The sequence below is a fragment of the Promineifilum sp. (SeqCode) genome (assembly GCF_041918635.1).
In the GTDB taxonomy this organism is placed as follows: domain Bacteria; phylum Chloroflexota; class Anaerolineae; order Promineifilales; family Promineifilaceae; genus Promineifilum.
Genome location: NZ_JAYRVJ010000004.1, coordinates 1 through 15,709 on the forward strand (window position 1 = coordinate 1; position 15,709 = coordinate 15,709).

Genomic DNA, 15,709 nt, shown 5'->3' on the forward strand with positions numbered 1-15,709 from the left:
ATTCTAAGGCGCTTGGCGTGCCATAAATCGGTCTGGGCTATCCAGCGGCCGGAAGCCGAACTGCGCGTACAACGTGTGCGCGTCGCGGGTTGCCAGGAGCATTCGCCGCACCTCCTGAAGCTCGGGATGGGCCAGGACCGCCGCCAGCAACGCCTTGCCCACCCCCAGACCGCGCTCTTCCTCCACCACGAACACGTCGGCCAGCCAGGCAAACGTCGCCCGGTCGGTCACTACGCGGGCGAAGCCAACTTGCCGGCCATCTCGGTACGCGCCGAAGCAGAGAGAGTTGGCGATGGCGCGCCGCGTGACCTCCAGCGCCCTGCCCTGCGCCCAATAAGAGTCCTCCGATAAGAAGTGATGGATCAGGCCCACGTCCAGCCGGTTGGGATCGGTCGATATTTCCAGATTCATGGGAACCATTCTACCAGCCGCGGTGTATAGTGTAATGAATGAGCTTATTCGACGCGGCCGGGGCCGGCGCGCTGAGCGAGCGGCCCGCGGCTGATCCGGAAGAGACGGCCCTGGTCCGCCGCGCGCGCCGGCGGGACGATGCCGCCTGGGAGGCGCTCGTCGGCCGGTATGGGGAGCCGGTCTTCCGCCTCGCCTACCTGATAGTGGGGGACGCGGCCGACGCCGAAGACGCTGCCCAGGAGACGTTCATCCGCGCCTACCTGGCTCTCGACCGGTTCGACGACGCCCGGCCGCTGCGCCCCTGGCTGCTCAGCATCGCCGCCAACCTGGCCCGCAACCGGCGACGCAGTCTGGGGCGCTATTGGGGGGCGCTGCAGCGCGCTTTCCAGGCTGAACCGGATCGCTACCACCCGCCGCCGGAGCGAACCGCGGCGGCCGACGCCCGCCGGCTGCGCGAGGCGGTCACACGCCTGCGGCCGGACGGGCAGGACATCGTCTATCTGCGCTACTTCCTCGGCCTCTCGGAAGCAGAGGCGGCCGAGTCGCTCAACATCCCGGCCGGCACGGCCAAGTCTCGCCTGAGCCGGGCGCTGGCGCAACTGCGCGCGGTCATTGAGGCCGACTACCCCGATCTGCGCGAGGCGCTGGGAAACGATTAGATGGAACCAAACGACATCACCCCGCAGTGGGAACGCTCCCTGGAGCAACTGGCCCGGCGCTTCGACTATCCGGCGACGCCGGACGTGGCGGCGGTCGTGCTGAACCGGATCGCGGACAGTGGGCGACGGGCGACAGACGACAGACGACAGGCTGCTGGCCGCCGGCCGCTGGCCGCCGGCCGTGGTCGCCTCGTCTGGACCCTGCTGGCTCTGGCGCTCATCATGACCGGGCTGCTGGCCGTCCCCCAGACGCGCGCGGCCATTTTGTCCCTCGTCACCCGCATTGGCGCGATCACCATCTTCACCGACGAGACCGCGCCCACGGCCCTGCCGTCCACGGCCCTGCCGCCCACGCCGCAGCCAAGCCCGCCGCCGGCCGCCGCGCCGGCCGGCCAGTTGCCACTGATCCCGTCCACCGCTACCCCGGTCGCCACGCTGGCGGCATCTCCTTCCCCTCCGGTCGCTCACTCGCTGGAACTCTTCCAGTTGGGCGAGCCGGTAACGCTGGACGAGGCGCGGCAGTCCGCCCCGTTCGCGCCGGTCGAACCGGCGGCATTGGGTGCGCCGGACGAAGTGTACATTCACCGCAACGTGGACTTGCCAGCCCTCACACTCGTCTGGCGCAAGGCGGATGACGCGCTGCTATCCCTGACCCAGATCGGAGTGCCCGAGTTTGCCAGTAAGCTCATCCACGACGAGGGCGTGACCTTCACCTTCGTCGGCGAGTGGCCGGCCGTCTGGTTGGAAGGGCCGCACATGCTGCAACTGCTCGGCAACTGGCAGGCGAATTCGCTGCTCATCGACTCGAACGTACTCATCTGGGCTGATGGGGAGATCACCTACCGGCTGGAAGGGGCGTTCGACCTCGCTGAGGCGCGCCGCATCGCCGAGTCGATAAGAGATTCATCCACAGATTAGGCAGATTTTAAGAGGAACACGAGGGAACTGGACGGCGCCGGCCGGTGTATTAGGGCTAAACCGGACGGCCGAGCGGGGCCGCCAATCCATGCAAGGAGAAGTGAACATGAAACGCAGAGTGGGTCTTCTGATGGCAACGATTCTATTGTTGGCGCTCATACCGGCCGTGTTGGCCGGCGGGTGGGCGGTCGTCTCACTCGACGAGCCGCCGGGCGACATCCATGCCGGCGAACCGTGGCGGGCGGACTTCACCGTCCTGCAACATGGGAAGACGCCGGTACACGACCTGGACGCCAATAGCCCGGTCGAACCGCTGCTGATCGCCGAGAACCCGGCCAGCGGGCAGCGGCTCGAGATCATGGCCGAGCGTCTGAAGGAAACCGGCCGCTTCACCGTCGAGGTCACCTTCCCCAGCGACGGGACGTGGGAGTGGACGATCCTGCCCAACCCGCTGCTGGGCGAGACGGTGTTCGAGCCGCTGACCGTCCTGCCGGCAGCCAACGCCGCGGCCGTTAAGGAAGTCAAGCCCGCCGCCGAGCCGGCGATTGCCGCTCCCGCCATCACGCAACCTGAAGAAGTGGTGCAGCCGGCCGCGCCGGCAACGGTGGACGCGGGCTTCTCATGGCAGGCGGGCTTGCGCTGGGCGGCGCTGGCGCTGGGCCTTGTCGCCGTTGCCTTGTTCCTCCTTCAAGGCCGGAAGCGGTCGTCGGCCCAGGCGCGGGTGGAGTCGTAGGCGTGGCCAAGGTCGCCGGCGCGCTGGCCGTCGTGGCCCTGGTTCTCCTGGCGCTCTCCTTTGTGGAGTGGCGGGCGACGCCGATGGCCGCGGCCACAGAGCCGACGCTCATGCCTACGACTGTCCCACCGACGCCGACGGTTTCATTGGCCGAGTACGGGCGGGCGCTGTTCCAGGCCAAAGGCTGCGGTACGTGCCACCGGCACGACGGGCTGGGCGTGGAGCGCGTGATCAGCATGGACGATAACCCGGGCCTGTCGCTGGCCGGGGCCAACGGCGCGCCCGACCTGACCCATTACCAGCCCGACCCGGCGTTCGTCCGTAGCTGGCTGCGCGACCCCCAGGCCATCCGGCCGGCGACGGAGATGCCCAAACTCCACCTGGACGACGACGAGATCGAGGCGCTGATCGCCTTCCTGCAAACCAATCCGGCCAGATGAGTGATCCGCAGATTTCGCAGATTTAAGAGGCTCACGCCAAGCTCGCGAAGAACGCCAAGAACGCAAAGAAGATGCTCTTAGCGCTCTTTGCGTGAGCTTCTTAATCTGTGAAATCTGTGGATTCTTCTTCTAGAAGTCCCAGCCACCACCCCAGAGCGTCGGCGGAGCCAGTTCGATGCTGTTTCCCGCCGGGTCGCGGAAGTAAATCGACGTGCCGCCCGCCTCCCAATTGACTTCCATCTCGATCGGCACGCCGCGCTCGCGCAGGTGGGCGCGCCAGGCGTCAAGCTCCTCGGCCGCGGCGGCGAAGGCCAGATGGCCGGGGCCATGCGCCCCATGGCTGGGCACGCCCCGGTTAGGCAGGCTGGCCTTGTCCGGGTCGAAGACCAGCAGAACGCCGTCGCGGCAGCGAAAGGCCAGCGCCACGTCGAAGCGGCTGACCAGTTCCAGCCCCAACACCTCCCGATAAAAACGCTCGGCCGCGCCCAGATCGGCGGCGTAGATCACGGTCTCGAAAATGCGGTGGGCTTTCATCGCTCATGCCTCTCTGCGAACAGCTTGCGATCCCTTCACCCTCTATAGTATAGTGTAGTCGCCTGACACTCCACCCAACGTCGCGCGGTTCAATCATAGACCACTTACAGAGAACGCACCCTTTGCCGACGCTCTAACAATCTGCGTAATCTGTGAAATCTGTGGATTCTTCCAGGGGAAGAACTGTGAACGCTTACCCAACCGGAACCGTCACCTTCCTGTTCACCGACGTGGAAGACAGCACACCCCTCTGGGAACAGCATCCCGACGCCATGCGCGCGGCGCTGGCTCGCCACGACGCGCTCATCGAGGCGCGCGTCGCCGCCGCCGGGGGGCTGGTCGTCCGGCCGCGCGGCGAGGGGGACAGCCGCTTCGCCGTCTTCGAGCGGCCGGGGCCGGCCGTGGGCGCGGCGGCGGCCATCCAGCGCGCGCTGGCAGCCGAGCTGGCCGATCTGCCCTTCGCCCTGCGCGTGCGCGTCAGCCTCCACACCGGCGCGGCCGACTGGCGGGACGGCGACTACTACGGCTCGGCCGTCAACCGCTGCGCCCGCATCCGCGGCCTGGCCCACGGCGGTCAGACGCTGATCTCACACGCCACTACCGAACTGGTGCGCGACGAACTGCCGGACGGCCTGCGGCTGATCGAGTTAGGAACCTACCCCTTGAAGGGCCTCAGCCGGCCGGAGACAGTCTACCAGCTCTGGATCGACGACCTGCCCAACGACTTCCCGCCCCCCCGCGCCGGCGAGGGACGGCCGGGCAACCTGCCCACCCCGCCGACGCCGATCATCGGCCGCGAGCAGGAAGTGGTCGAGTTGACCGCCCTGCTGGCGGGCAACGGCGCGCGCCTGGTGACGCTGACCGGGCCGGGCGGTACGGGCAAAACGCGGCTCAGTCTGGAGGTCGGCCGGGCGCTGCTGGATCACTTCCCCCAAGGCGTCTACTTCGTGGACCTGGCCCCTATCACCAACCCGACGCTCGTCGCCTCCACCATCGCCCACACCATGGGCATCCGTGAAGGCGGCGGCCGGCCGCCGTTCGATAACCTCAAGGACTTTCTCGCTGACCGGCAGGTGTTCCTCATCCTCGACAACCTGGAACAGGTCATCAGCGCCGCCCCTATTGTGGCCGGGCTTCTGTCGGCCGCCCCCCGGATCAAGACACTGGCGACCAGCCGCATCCCCCTGTCCATCCGCGGCGAGCGCGAATACCCGGTGGACACGCTGGCCGTGCCGGCCGCCGGGGCGCACGCTGTGGAAGAGCTGCTCGAATCGGAGGCCGTCCGCTTCTTCGTCCGGCACGCCCAGGCGGCCCGGCCCGCGTTCGAGTTGGGGCCGGACAACGCTGTGGCCGTGGCCGGCATCTGCCGCCGGCTGGATGGGCTGCCGCTGGCGCTCGAGATCGCCGCCGCGCGCATCCGCATGCTGCCGCCGGCGGCCATCCTAAAGCGGCTCGATCAGAGCATGAAGCTGCTGGTCGGCGGCGCGGCCGATCTGCCCACCCGGCAGCAGACGGTGCGCAACGCCATTGACTGGAGCTACACCCTGTTGAAACCGGAGGAGCAGGCGCTCTTCGCCCGGCTGGGGGTGTTCGTCGGCGGCTTCACGTTGGAGAGCGCCGAAGCGATTTGTAACGCGGATGGCGCGTTCGACGTGTTCACCGGCATTGAGACGCTGCTGCGCAACAGTCTGGTGCGCCAGGTCGAGTGGGGCGAAGACGAGCCGCGCTTCGACATGTTGCTGACCATCCGCGACTACGCCCTGGAGAAGCTGGAGGAGGCGGGCGAACTGGCGGCCACGCGAGATGCGCATCTCCAGCACTTCGCGCAACAGGCGACAACGCAGTATGCGCTGATCTATGGGCCGGAGACGTCGGCGATCTTCAAACGCGTCGAGGCGGAGTACGATAACTTCCGGGCCGCGTTGTCGTGGGGGATGGAGCCGGGCCATGATCTGCTCAGCGCCGGCTGGATTGTCGTGTTTCTGCTCTGGTTCTGGTACCGGCGCGGCCACATTCAGGAGGGGCGGGAGTGGAGTGAGCGGCTGATACGCGCGACGCAGAGCATCGGCGGCATCCCATTCGGCATGGCCCTCAACATTGCCGGGATGATGGCGATGTGGCATGGAGACCATGATGTGGCGATCCAACGCGTCGAGGAGGCGCTGCAAGTGGCGGACTGGATGGGATTCGAGTTGGGCATCTCGATGGGGCACTTCAGCTATGGCGTGAACCTGCTCAATCAGGGCCGCGACCGCGACGCCTACGGTCACCTCACGCTGGCCGCCGAGCTTTTCGATCAGGCCGACGATACCTGGGACAAGACCAACACACTCATCCACCTGGCGAACGCCTCTTTGGCTCTGGGCCAGTACAAGCAAGCCGACGTCTGGCTGCGTGAGGCGATGACTCTGGCCGAACGCCTGGGCGATCCATGGCAGATCGCCTTCGCCCTGAATAACCTGGGCGAGGTGGCCCGCGCGCAGGGCGACTACGATCGGGCGCGACCCTACTACGAGCGAGCCGAGGCGATGTACCGCGAGGCCGACGCGCTGGGCGACCACGCGCGGCTGATCCATACTCTGGGTTATCTGGCCCTGCACGACGGCGACGCGGCGCGGGCGGAGGAACTGTTCCAGGAGAGCCTGGCCGCGTTCCGCCGGCTGGGCAACAAGCGCGGCATGGCCGAATGCCTGGGCGGGCTGGCAGCTGTAGCGGCAGCGCGCGGCGAAGCGGCGCGGGCCGCGACGTGGCTGGCCGCCGCCGACGCGCAGATCGTCACGTCCGCCGCGGCCTGGTGGCCGGCCGACCGCGTGGAGGTGGAGCGCACGCGCCGTCATTTGCGGGAGGCCCTGGGGGATGCCGAGTTCGAGCGGTTGTGGCAGGAAGGAGGGCGGATGAAGCTGGAGGAGGCAATGAGTCGGGCCGTATCGCCCGTTGTCTAGAGCCGGTTCAACCACTTGCCCACGACCTTGCTCAGCCCAATTCCCTGCCGCCGGTAACCCAGGCCGCGGTAGAACGCTTCGGCGTCGTCGGTGAACAGGTAGATGTGCTGGCCCTGCAGACCCTCGGCCAGCAATTGCATCATGCGCGTGGCGATGCCGCGGCGGCGGTAGTCGCTCTGCGTCCACACGTCCACGACGTAGGCGTTGCAGACGCCGTCGGACAGGGCGCGGGCCTTGCCGACCACCCGATCGCCGTCGTGTGTCGAAGACGACACAATGGCGAAGACGACGACGGCGCTATTCTCGAACGAGCGGCGCAGTTCGTCGGGGGTGCGGCCGTTGTCGAAGTCATCGGCCATTAGGTCGGCCTTCAGGCGCGACCAGTCGATGTGGGCGGTGGTCCTGGCGTACTGTATATCCATGAGCTATTGCCGTGGCTATCTGACCATCTTATAATGCCGAATGTCGAGGCGTCACCGCGCCCGAACAGGTGTAATTATGACTGAGATAACCCTGGTCTCCAAGCAGTCGCGTCCGCTCCGACCGTTGGTCGAAGCGGCCCTTGCCAACGAACTCAAGCTGGTGCGCGCCGCCATCCGCCAGACGGAGGAGCGCCTGCGGGAATTCGAAGCGCGTTACGAAATGGCGACAGATGATTTTATGCGGCGTTTTGAGAACGATGAACTAATCGAGACGCTAGACTTTGTGGATTGGATTGGGGAATACCGGTTACTGAGTCACCTACAAGAAAAGGCTGAGACGTACCAGGGGATCGAGTTTGAAAATTGAGGAGTACTTTAGACAAATCCAGGCAACCATTGATGCCTCTCCTATTGTTCGCTCAACCCGTTTGACCTTTGAGAAACGTAGCAGCTACGAGGGCTACATCCGTGGTGAATTATTCCTCGCCGATGAAACCATTCTACATATCCGAGAGTTTGTGACAGTCGAAAGTGGCCCCGACGACTGAGCACCTGAGGGCCATCGGTCAAAGCGTTTTCGACAACTTGGCTGAACTTGTTTTTCGCCTCATGCAATTGCCACGTCCGCATTCATCCCTCGACTAATTCAGGCGCTATCTTTGCACTTTTGCCTTTATCTAGCAGCCGCGGCCTATATATGGTGTTTTTGGTACAGCCTCAACCGCCACATATAGAACTCGCGCTAAAAAGTGCAAAGATAGTGTCAGGCTAAGCTATGTAGATTATACCTAAACAGCCTTCCGCCTCAGCCCTTCTGTTCCAACGCAAGCTTCCGCCGCGTCGCCCCGACACGCAAATAAACGGCCAACAATGAGCCGGCAATGAAAAGAAGGACACTGCCAGCGATCAGACCCAACTGACCCAGGCGATCCAGCTCCTCATAACTGAGCAGAGCAATGTAGCCTTGCGCCGCGAATAACACCACGAGCGCCGGCATGAGCCACCGGCCGTGGATTTCCGCCAATCCGCGTTGGATGAGAAACGCCGCCGGTATGAAAATGCCTGGAAAACCGAAACTGAGCATTCGCGACCAGTCCGTGGCGATCAGGCACAGGCCAACGCTGACCGCGACCAGGTAGAGACAGACTACCTGAACGCTGCGCCGCGCTATGAGCGACCAGCCCAGCAGCGCGAATGTCCAAAAGAACCCATAGGATCGCAGGAACTCCCGGCCCAGGCGCGGGATGAACCCGTAGCCGCTGAAGTTATACTCCATGATGAAAGCCCACAAGGCGCGCAGATCATCCAGGCCACCGATGTCGTAAACGCTAGGTTCCACCGGAATGCGCGTTCGCAATAGGGCCAACACAAGGAGAGGCGTCCCGGCGGCAAGTAGCGTATAGCCTACTCGCGCCACCGGGGAGAGCGTCGGCCGCCACCAAATAGCCCCGACCAGAAGCGGCAGCAAGAGTAGCAGCGATTCCTTGGCCATGACGCCGATCAAGAGTATAGCGGCCATTAGCCATAGTCGGTCGCTGAATAGGGCGTAGAGCGCCAGGACGATGAAGAAGTTGGTCGCCGGATCGATCAGGCCCCAATGCCCGAGATTGTAGGCTACGGGATAGCTGAAAGCCAGCGCGGCCGTGGTCAACAGCGCCGCCCGTTCGGCAACACCCAGGCGGCGCAACAGCCGGTGGAAAAAGAGCAGCGTCAGGTAGGAAAAGGCAATGGTGGTAATGAGGAACCCGCTTTCCACACTCACCGGCAATACTCGCACAATGGCCGGAACCAGCACGCGATAGGCGAATGGCGCGACCACGGTCTCGCCCTCCACCATCCCAACGTAACGCTGAGTATCGCCGGCGCTAAACTCGCGCGGGCCAATGAAAATGCCGGCCAGAAGGAAGATGGCAATCCAGAGGGGAATGGCGCGCTTGGCTGTCATACATCAACTCCAATACGGGTTACCAGAACCGTAGTCTACCATCAATCGCACCAACAGCGATGCCGCCCCTTCTTTTTTCCTGCATACTACTACAGTCTGGTGAGCCACTGCTCGGTCTCACCGAGTTTCTTACAACACTGCTATATGCCCAAACACGACGACTTCCAGCGCCAGTTGGCCGCCCTGAACGCCCTTGACGATCCGGCCGGCGCCGCGGCGCTTCCCCTGCTCCGGCAAGCGCTGGCCGGCCGGTCGAACCTGCTGGCGGCGCGGGCGGCCGAGATCGCCGGCGAGTGGGCGCTAGAGGCGCTGCGCGATGACCTGGCCCACGCCTTCGCGCGCTTTCTGCCCGACGCCACACGGCGCGACCCCACCTGCGCCGCCAAGCACGCCATCGCCGAGGCGCTCGTCCGCCTGGAACACCGCGACGAGACACTCTTCCTGACCGGCCTGCGCTTTGTCCAACTGGAGCCGGTCTACGGCGGGCGCGAGGATACGGCGGCCAGGCTGCGCGCCATCTGCGCCGCCGGTCTGGTCGGCATGGACTATCCCGGCGTGCTGCTGGAACTGGCGGCGCTGCTGGCCGACCCGGAGGCGGATGCCCGCGTCGGGGCGGTGCGCGCCATCGCCCGCGCCACGGAGCCGGGCGGGCTGCCTCTGCTGTGGTACAAGTTGCTGATCGGCGACGAGGCCACCGACGTGCTGTACGAGTGTTTCGCCGCCGTGCTGCTCCTGGAGCCGGCCCGCGCCGCGCCCCACGTGGCCGGCTACGTGCGGCGCGCCAATCCGTCCATCGCCGAAGCGGCGGCGCTGGCGCTGGGCGAGTCGCGCTTGCCGGAAGCGCTGCCCCTGCTGCGCGCCGCCTGGGAGGAGAGCGACGAACCGGCCGTGCGGCGCGTCATCCTGCTGGCCCTGGCCGTCCTGCGCCGCGACGAGGCCACCGACTTCCTGCTCGACGTGCTGGCGAACGGCACGGCCCACGAGGCGCATGACGCCCTCGCCGCGTTGGAACTCTACCGGCGCGACGACGTGGTCTGGAGCAAGGTAGAGAAACGTTTGACCGAGCGCGGACTTACCCTTCCCTCTCCCTCCGGGAGAGGGCTAGGGAGAGGCTCGCCATCCCCTCGCCCCATGGGAGAGGGTCAGGGAGAGGGTCTCAAAGGAAAACTACCATGACTGGACTCTCGCAAGTCGCCCCCGCCTTCATCGCCATGGCCCACCGCATCGTCTGGGCCAGCGCGGCCACTGTGGACGCCCGCGGCCGTCCCCGCTCGCGCATCCTCCACCCCATCTGGCAATGGGACGGCGAGCGGCTGCTGGGTTGGATCGCCACCAGCCCGTCGCCGGTCAAGCGCGCCCACCTGGCCGCCCACCCCTACCTGTCGCTCAACTACTGGGCCCCCTCGCACGACACCTGCGTCGCCGAGTGCCGGGCCAGTTGGGCGCTGGATGACGAGACGCGGCTGATGGTCTGGAACCTGTTTCGCTACGGGCCGGAGCCGGTCGGCTATGACCCGGCCATCGTCCCGGCCTGGCCCAGCCCCACGGCCGAGGCGTTCGCCGCGCTGCGGTTGGAGCCGTGGCGGCTGCGCGTCTTCCCCGGCACGGTGCTGCTTGGTCAGGGCGGGGAAGTACTGAGATGGCGGGAGGAGAAAGAATAGGACGCTGATAACGCGGATGAGACGCTGATTTTTCAGCGTCATCTGTGTGCTATTTTTTCCGGCCTAACGCCTCGTACAGCTCGGCCAGCGCGAACGTCCGCTCCCAGCCCGCGCCGTGATCCTCATAGTTCCACCAGCCGGACAGCACGGCGTGAGCCTCGGCCCAGGCCAGCACCGCCCCGCGCGACACGCTTAGCGCCTCGGCCAATAGCCGGATGCGCCGGTCGAGCAGGCTGCGCAGCGCCGCCTCCGGCAGCCGCGGCGCGTCGTTGAGAAAGGTGGCGACATCGTAGAGTGGGTCGCCGGCATACCCCTTGGGGTCAATCGCCAGCCACGGTTCGCGCCCGCCGCGCAAGACGTTGCCGGGGTTCAGGTCGCCGTGGATGAGCAGCGGCTCGGCCGTCCCGGTCAACTCGCGGAACAGTCCGGCCGCCCGATCCACCCGCGCCGGCGGGAAGGGGCCATAGCCGCCGTCGAATTCGGCGCGCAGCCGGTTCAGCCCAGTGGACAGATCGGTCAGGGTGCGGAAGGGGTGGCCGGCGGCCAGCGGCCGGTGGAGCCCCCGCATGACCTTGACCACGACCGCGATCACCTGCTCGTCGTCGTCCAGCGTCCAGAGCGAGTCGCCGGGCAGTACGCGCTCCACCAGCAGGACGCCCCGCGCCGCGTCGGCGGCGATCAACCGCGCTGCACCCCAACCGTCGAAGACGCGCAGCGCCGCGATCTCGCTCTTAAGTTCGGGGTTGGGCGGGCCGACCTTCAGAACGAGCGCCGCGCCATCAGGGCCGGCGGCCGGGGCCACGTAGTTGTACGAGAGGTTGCCGAACGGCGGGCCGAGGGTCAGCGACCAGCGCGCCGCGCACTCGTCCAGCAGCGCCGGCAATTCGGCCAGCCACGTCGCGCCGGCTGGGCCGTACACGTCAAGGATATTCTGGGGCCACTTGCTCATCGACCGGTTGGGCAAGGGACAAAGGGCCGGCCGCGGCCGGCCGTTCTCCCTCTCATCCGACTTATGGTATGATAGAATGCAAGGCCACAATCGACAACGAGCACACGCCGCACGGCCTCGTTGAGGATCGACAAACGATGAGCAACTTCAGAAGCAAAGTCTTGCAGCGTTTTCCCACGCTGGCGCGCGTCTGGCGGGGGATCAAGTACCATCCCCGGTTCGCCGGGTCGCCCGAAGAGATTTTCACCAACATCTACCAGGGCAATAAGTGGGAAGACCCCGAGTCCTTGTCCGGTTCCGGCTCCACGCTGGCTGAGACGGAGCAGATCCGGCTGGCCCTGCCCGGCTTGCTGGCCGAACTGGGCTGCCGCTCAATGCTGGACGTGCCCTGCGGCGATTTCAATTGGATGCGCCTCGTGCCGCTGGAGATCGACTACATCGGCGGGGACATCGTCGCCGATCTAGCGGCCGCCAACCAGGCGCGCTACGGCAACGAGCGCCGGCGATTCGTCCGGCTCGACCTGTTGCAGGATCAATTGCCCGCGGCCGACCTCATCCTGTGCCGCGACTGCCTGGTGCACCTCTCTTACGATCACGTCTTCCAGGCCCTGGCCAACATCCGGGCGTCCGGCGCGACCTACCTGCTGACCACGACGTTCGAGGGCCGGGAGCACAACGAGGACACCATTACCCCCGTCTGGCGGGCGATCAACTTTCGCCGGCCGCCGTTCTCCTTCCCCCCGCCGCTGCGCCTGATCGACGAGTGCGCCACCCAACCCCTGAGCCAGGGCAAGCACCTCGGCCTGTGGCGGGTGGCAGATTTGCCGCCATTTGGCCGCTGAGTTCCTTGCCGGCTGACTGGGCCGGCGGCTGGCCCACCTGCCCCAGAGATCGTTGGCGCTTACACCCTGGCCCTGCGGATATTGACGCCGGTGACGAAACGGCTGAGAAGCGGCGACCAGCCGATGTCGAGCGACGATGAACCCACCTCCGCTTAGTTTCGTCCTTCCTCTCTGAGAATACAGTCAATTCACGCATTGTGGGAGCTCGCCGTCTGGCTCTATAATGCTCCGATATTGAGACAGTTGAATAGTAAGGAAGGTCAAATGGCGACGATGAAGGCGGTCCGGATTCATAACTACGGGGGCGTGGATGCATTGGTCTATGAAGAAGCTACTCGACCTATAGCCGCGGAGGGCGAGGTGTTGATTCGCGTGCACGACGCGGGGGTGAATCCCTTCGATTGCGCTGTTCGGGCCGGTTACGTCGCCGGCTACTTCCAGCACACGTTACCGATGGTTTTGGGCGGGGACGTTTCCGGCATCATTGAAGCGGTGGGCGAAGGCGTCACCGAATTCGAGCCAGGCGATGAGGTATATACCCGGGCAGACCTCAACCGGGATGGGACGTATGCCGAGTATGTGACCGTGCGCGCTGCCGATGTGGCGCGCAAGCCGGCCTCCCTCGACCATATCCATGCTGCCGCTCTGCCCCACGTCAGCCTGACAGCCTGGGGGACGCTCTACGACACCGCCCATCTGGCCGCCGGGCAGACGGTGCTCATCCACGGCGCGGCCGGCGGCGTCGGCCACATCGCCGTCCAGTTGGCGAAACTGCGCGGCGCGAAAGTGATCGGCACGGCCTCCACTCGCAACATGGATTTCCTGCGCGAACTTGGCGTGGATCAGGCTGTCGACTACACGGCGGTGTCTTTCGAAGATGTCATCCAGGATGTCGACGTCGTCCTCGACACCATCGGCGGCGACTGCCAGGCTCGCTCCTGGCAGGTGCTCAAGCCGGGCGGCCTGCTCATGTCCATTATCCAGGCCCCCTCTCAGGAAACGGCGGAGGCCCGCGGCGTGCGCCAGGAGTTCGCCACGGCCTCGTACGCCGTCGGGCCGGTGTTGCGGGAGATAGCGGCTCTGGTTGATTCCGGCCAGCTCAAGCCCACGGTTTCAGCCGTCCTGCCGCTCGACCAGGCCCAGCGCGCCCACAAGATGTCGGAAAGCCGGCACACGCGGGGCAAGATCGTCCTGCAAGTCATCGAGTAAGGCGCGGGGCTAAGAGGAACACAGAGAGACACAGAGGGTAGACACAGAGAGACACGGAGAGAAAGGAGTTTTCTCTCCGTGTCTCTCTGTGTGATCTCCGTGCCCCTCTGTGTTCCTCTTCCTTCTTCATAAGCTTAGCCGGCAAACCAAGATGGTATGCGGACTCTCAGCCGTCAGGGGTGAGCGGTCGAAGTCGCCATACCGCTCCACCACGGCAAAGCCGCTTTCGACCAGCAGCGCTTCCAGTTCGTCCGGGAAGGTCAGGCGCAGCCGCAGCGGGGCGACGCGCTCCCGCGGCTGTCCCTCAGCATCGGTCCAGCGGCGAATGGCCGTCTCCGTGCGCACCTGAGTGGCCGGGTCATACGTTTGCCAGCCGGAGACGCTCACCTCCTGACCGTCCGCATTGGCGTAGGTAAACCACGGATACTCCCCCGTCTCGTCGGCCATCAGGTCACCGGTCGGCCTGATGGCGCTGACGGCGAAGTACCCGCCCGGCTCCACATGCTCGCGGGCGCAGGCCAGAAAAGCCAGTTGGTCAGTACGGGCCAGCATGTGCTGGAACGTCGCGCCGGACTCGAAGATGAACCGGAAGCGGCGGCCAAGGTGAAAGTCGCGGGCGTCGGCCTCCACCCAGGTGACGGGCAGGTCGCCCGCCTTGCGCCGCGCGTGTTCCAGCATCGGCCGGGCGGCGTCCAGGCCGGTTATGGCGACGCCCGCCCGCGCCAGCGGGATGGTGAAGCGCCCCGTGCCGCAGCCCAGTTCCAGCGCCGGCCCGCCCACCCGCCGGGCGAGATCGAGATAGAAAGGCCCCTCCGGCGCGAAGTCGGAGTTCTCCAGGTCGTAGAGCAGCGGGTCGTCGTATTCGGACTGGTTATCAGGATCAGCCATAGCGCTCAGGCAGTTGTAACGTTATCCGTTTCATCGGGCGCAAAAATATCTTCGATCCGCAACGAGAACAACTTCGCCATCTTGAAGGCCAGCGTCAGGCTCGGCTCGTACTTCTCCGTCTCGACGGCGTTGACCGTCTGCCGCGAGACGCCCAGGCGCTCGGCCAGCTCCGCCTGCGACCAGCGGCGCTCGGCGCGCAAGACCCGCAATCGATTCCTCATAGGTAGCGCCGCCACGCCACGGACAGGCCAATAAAATAGAACATCGGCAAATAGAACCAGACATGACGCTCTAGCGCCAAATCCAATGCCTGCCCCACCAATTAGGAATGGGACGCTGATGAACGCGGGTTTTTGCGCTGATTGACGCTGTAGAGAGTGCGCGGGGTGTGGCAAGGGATACAGTTATCGCCCGCTCTCAGTCGTATAATGAGCCACAGTATCCTGATTAGGAGGTTCAACGCCTGGGCCTTGCCGCCCCTTTCCGCCCGCTCAGGCGCCATAAGCTGATGGAAAGCGACGAAAAAGCCGCATTATCGCCGGCCCTGGCTCAGGTGCTGACCACCGAACACTTCACGTTGCAGGGCGCGCGGGCGGTGCTGGCCTCAGAAGTGAGCAGCCGGGCGACCATTTACTTGAGCGCCGTGTCCAGCGCCGTCGTGGCCCTGGCCTTCATCACGACGCTCTCCCAGGCGGAGGAGTGGATTCGCGGCTTCACTCTCGTCCTGCTGCCGGTGCTCAGCTTCATGGGCTTCGTCACCAAGGCGCGGCTGGTGCAGATCAGCTACACCGACTTCCACTACCAGCGGGCCATCAACCGCATCCGCCACTTCTACGTGGATGTGGCTCCGGAATCGGCGCGCTATCTGCTGCTCTCCATCCACGACGATCTGTCAGGCGTGGCCGACTCCGCGGTCTATGACCAGGGCCGCCGGATGGGCATACTCACCGCGGCGCAGATGATCGCCGTGGTCAACTACGTGGTCGTCGGCCTGCTGGGCGGGATCATCTTCGCCTGGCTAACAGGAGTCAATACCACCACCTTGATTCTGGTGGGCATCGCCATCGGCCTGGCGCTGGCCATGTTCGATTTCCGGCGCAGCGAAACGCGCTGGAACGCCTACGTAGCCTCGCTGGATGTACGCTTTCCCACGCCG

Annotated in this window: 19 protein-coding genes; 11 read left to right on the plus strand and 8 right to left on the minus strand. The window is 65.5% G+C overall.

The genetic code is table 11. The features are described 5' to 3' along the window. Positions 1–3: 3 nt before the first annotated feature. Positions 4–411 carry a GNAT family N-acetyltransferase gene (locus tag ACE3UY_RS00065; RefSeq protein ID WP_374685507.1) on the minus strand — a complete coding sequence of 136 codons (408 nt, stop codon included), beginning with the start codon at positions 409–411 and terminating at the stop codon, positions 4–6. A gap of 38 nt (positions 412–449) precedes the next feature. Between ACE3UY_RS00065 and ACE3UY_RS00070 the strand changes: the two genes are divergently transcribed. From ACE3UY_RS00070 to ACE3UY_RS00085, 4 genes are all read left to right on the plus strand, one after another. After that, entirely contained in the window at positions 450–1,070 is a 621-nt protein-coding gene (locus ACE3UY_RS00070; RefSeq protein WP_374685508.1) for an RNA polymerase sigma factor, read from the plus strand. Then, the gene (locus ACE3UY_RS00075) at positions 1,071–1,988 is read left to right on the plus strand and encodes a hypothetical protein (RefSeq protein WP_374685509.1); all 918 of its coding nucleotides are present in this window, start codon (positions 1,071–1,073) and stop codon (positions 1,986–1,988) included. Between the two features lie 106 nt (positions 1,989–2,094). Further along, positions 2,095–2,721 (plus strand): hypothetical protein, encoded by a 627-nt coding sequence (locus tag ACE3UY_RS00080; RefSeq protein ID WP_374685510.1) that lies wholly within the window; start codon positions 2,095–2,097, stop codon positions 2,719–2,721. 2 nt (positions 2,722–2,723) lie between these two features. Further along, complete coding sequence (locus tag ACE3UY_RS00085; RefSeq protein WP_374685511.1) at positions 2,724–3,161, plus strand: cytochrome c family protein; 438 nt, start codon at positions 2,724–2,726, stop codon at positions 3,159–3,161. Between the two features lie 129 nt (positions 3,162–3,290). On the opposite strand, the gene ACE3UY_RS00090 is transcribed toward ACE3UY_RS00085, so the two are convergent. Next, the gene (locus ACE3UY_RS00090) at positions 3,291–3,695 is read right to left on the minus strand and encodes a VOC family protein (RefSeq protein ID WP_374685512.1); all 405 of its coding nucleotides are present in this window, start codon (positions 3,693–3,695) and stop codon (positions 3,291–3,293) included. Positions 3,696–3,880: 185 nt separating this feature from the next. On the opposite strand from ACE3UY_RS00090, the gene ACE3UY_RS00095 reads away from it, so the two are divergent. Then, a complete protein-coding gene (locus ACE3UY_RS00095; RefSeq protein WP_374685513.1) occupies positions 3,881–6,637 on the plus strand; it encodes a tetratricopeptide repeat protein in 2,757 nt (918 codons plus the stop codon). Here ACE3UY_RS00095 and ACE3UY_RS00100 read toward each other — a convergent pair. Next, positions 6,634–7,059 (minus strand): GNAT family N-acetyltransferase, encoded by a 426-nt coding sequence (locus ACE3UY_RS00100; protein WP_374685514.1) that lies wholly within the window; start codon positions 7,057–7,059, stop codon positions 6,634–6,636. The genes ACE3UY_RS00095 and ACE3UY_RS00100 overlap by 4 nt on opposite strands. A 76-nt stretch (positions 7,060–7,135) precedes the next feature. Between ACE3UY_RS00100 and ACE3UY_RS00105 the strand changes: the two genes are divergently transcribed. Further along, entirely contained in the window at positions 7,136–7,426 is a 291-nt protein-coding gene (locus ACE3UY_RS00105) for a hypothetical protein (protein WP_374685515.1), read from the plus strand. A gap of 41 nt (positions 7,427–7,467) precedes the next feature. On the opposite strand, the gene ACE3UY_RS00110 is transcribed toward ACE3UY_RS00105, so the two are convergent. Both ACE3UY_RS00110 and ACE3UY_RS00115 read right to left on the minus strand, forming a co-directional pair. Further along, a complete protein-coding gene (locus ACE3UY_RS00110; RefSeq protein ID WP_374685516.1) occupies positions 7,468–7,689 on the minus strand; it encodes a type II toxin-antitoxin system prevent-host-death family antitoxin in 222 nt (73 codons plus the stop codon). 175 nt (positions 7,690–7,864) lie between these two features. Then, the gene (locus ACE3UY_RS00115) at positions 7,865–9,004 is read right to left on the minus strand and encodes a hypothetical protein (RefSeq protein WP_374685517.1); all 1,140 of its coding nucleotides are present in this window, start codon (positions 9,002–9,004) and stop codon (positions 7,865–7,867) included. Between the two features lie 144 nt (positions 9,005–9,148). On the opposite strand from ACE3UY_RS00115, the gene ACE3UY_RS00120 reads away from it, so the two are divergent. Then, on the plus strand, positions 9,149–10,180 hold the full coding sequence (locus ACE3UY_RS00120; protein ID WP_374685518.1) for a HEAT repeat domain-containing protein: 1,032 nt from the start codon (positions 9,149–9,151) through the stop codon (positions 10,178–10,180). After that, positions 10,177–10,665 carry a pyridoxamine 5'-phosphate oxidase family protein gene (locus ACE3UY_RS00125; RefSeq protein ID WP_374685519.1) on the plus strand — a complete coding sequence of 163 codons (489 nt, stop codon included), beginning with the start codon at positions 10,177–10,179 and terminating at the stop codon, positions 10,663–10,665. The genes ACE3UY_RS00120 and ACE3UY_RS00125 overlap by 4 nt, the downstream gene beginning before the upstream one ends. Positions 10,666–10,714: 49 nt before the next feature. On the opposite strand, the gene ACE3UY_RS00130 is transcribed toward ACE3UY_RS00125, so the two are convergent. Next, on the minus strand, positions 10,715–11,614 hold the full coding sequence (locus ACE3UY_RS00130) for an aminoglycoside phosphotransferase family protein (RefSeq protein WP_374685521.1): 900 nt from the start codon (positions 11,612–11,614) through the stop codon (positions 10,715–10,717). A gap of 137 nt (positions 11,615–11,751) precedes the next feature. Here ACE3UY_RS00130 and ACE3UY_RS00135 point away from each other — a divergent pair, with 137 nt between their 5' ends. Both ACE3UY_RS00135 and ACE3UY_RS00140 read left to right on the plus strand, forming a co-directional pair. Beyond that, the gene (locus tag ACE3UY_RS00135; RefSeq protein ID WP_374685522.1) at positions 11,752–12,456 is read left to right on the plus strand and encodes a class I SAM-dependent methyltransferase; all 705 of its coding nucleotides are present in this window, start codon (positions 11,752–11,754) and stop codon (positions 12,454–12,456) included. A gap of 360 nt (positions 12,457–12,816) precedes the next feature. Next, a complete protein-coding gene (locus tag ACE3UY_RS00140; protein WP_374685523.1) occupies positions 12,817–13,665 on the plus strand; it encodes an NADP-dependent oxidoreductase in 849 nt (282 codons plus the stop codon). Positions 13,666–13,791: 126 nt separating this feature from the next. Here the strand turns inward: ACE3UY_RS00140 and ACE3UY_RS00145 are convergent, their stop codons facing one another. Further along, positions 13,792–14,553 carry a trans-aconitate 2-methyltransferase gene (locus ACE3UY_RS00145; RefSeq protein ID WP_374685524.1) on the minus strand — a complete coding sequence of 254 codons (762 nt, stop codon included), beginning with the start codon at positions 14,551–14,553 and terminating at the stop codon, positions 13,792–13,794. 5 nt (positions 14,554–14,558) lie between these two features. Next, positions 14,559–14,774 carry a helix-turn-helix transcriptional regulator gene (locus ACE3UY_RS00150; RefSeq protein ID WP_374685525.1) on the minus strand — a complete coding sequence of 72 codons (216 nt, stop codon included), beginning with the start codon at positions 14,772–14,774 and terminating at the stop codon, positions 14,559–14,561. A gap of 287 nt (positions 14,775–15,061) precedes the next feature. Here ACE3UY_RS00150 and ACE3UY_RS00155 point away from each other — a divergent pair. Further along, positions 15,062–15,709, plus strand: a 648-nt coding sequence (locus tag ACE3UY_RS00155) for a hypothetical protein (RefSeq protein ID WP_374685526.1), incomplete at its 3' end; no start/stop codon positions are given.

What these genes read in the sequence shown, in the direction of transcription:
- ACE3UY_RS00150 (WP_374685525.1), bottom strand. Translation starts at nt 14,774, where the DNA reads ATGAGGAATCGATTGCGGGTCTTGCGCGCCGAGCGCCGCTGGTCGCAG.
- ACE3UY_RS00105 (WP_374685515.1), top strand. Translation starts at nt 7,136, where the DNA reads ATGACTGAGATAACCCTGGTCTCCAAGCAGTCGCGTCCGCTCCGACCG.
- ACE3UY_RS00110 (WP_374685516.1), bottom strand. Translation starts at nt 7,689, where the DNA reads ATGCGGACGTGGCAATTGCATGAGGCGAAAAACAAGTTCAGCCAAGTT.
- ACE3UY_RS00130 (WP_374685521.1), bottom strand. Translation starts at nt 11,614, where the DNA reads ATGAGCAAGTGGCCCCAGAATATCCTTGACGTGTACGGCCCAGCCGGC.
- ACE3UY_RS00120 (WP_374685518.1), top strand. Translation starts at nt 9,149, where the DNA reads ATGCCCAAACACGACGACTTCCAGCGCCAGTTGGCCGCCCTGAACGCC.
- ACE3UY_RS00125 (WP_374685519.1), top strand. Translation starts at nt 10,177, where the DNA reads ATGACTGGACTCTCGCAAGTCGCCCCCGCCTTCATCGCCATGGCCCAC.
- ACE3UY_RS00080 (WP_374685510.1), top strand. Translation starts at nt 2,095, where the DNA reads ATGAAACGCAGAGTGGGTCTTCTGATGGCAACGATTCTATTGTTGGCG.
- ACE3UY_RS00145 (WP_374685524.1), bottom strand. Translation starts at nt 14,553, where the DNA reads ATGGCTGATCCTGATAACCAGTCCGAATACGACGACCCGCTGCTCTAC.
- ACE3UY_RS00065 (WP_374685507.1), bottom strand. Translation starts at nt 411, where the DNA reads ATGAATCTGGAAATATCGACCGATCCCAACCGGCTGGACGTGGGCCTG.
- ACE3UY_RS00135 (WP_374685522.1), top strand. Translation starts at nt 11,752, where the DNA reads ATGAGCAACTTCAGAAGCAAAGTCTTGCAGCGTTTTCCCACGCTGGCG.
- ACE3UY_RS00115 (WP_374685517.1), bottom strand. Translation starts at nt 9,004, where the DNA reads ATGACAGCCAAGCGCGCCATTCCCCTCTGGATTGCCATCTTCCTTCTG.
- ACE3UY_RS00100 (WP_374685514.1), bottom strand. Translation starts at nt 7,059, where the DNA reads ATGGATATACAGTACGCCAGGACCACCGCCCACATCGACTGGTCGCGC.
- ACE3UY_RS00075 (WP_374685509.1), top strand. Translation starts at nt 1,071, where the DNA reads ATGGAACCAAACGACATCACCCCGCAGTGGGAACGCTCCCTGGAGCAA.
- ACE3UY_RS00070 (WP_374685508.1), top strand. Translation starts at nt 450, where the DNA reads ATGAGCTTATTCGACGCGGCCGGGGCCGGCGCGCTGAGCGAGCGGCCC.
- ACE3UY_RS00090 (WP_374685512.1), bottom strand. Translation starts at nt 3,695, where the DNA reads ATGAAAGCCCACCGCATTTTCGAGACCGTGATCTACGCCGCCGATCTG.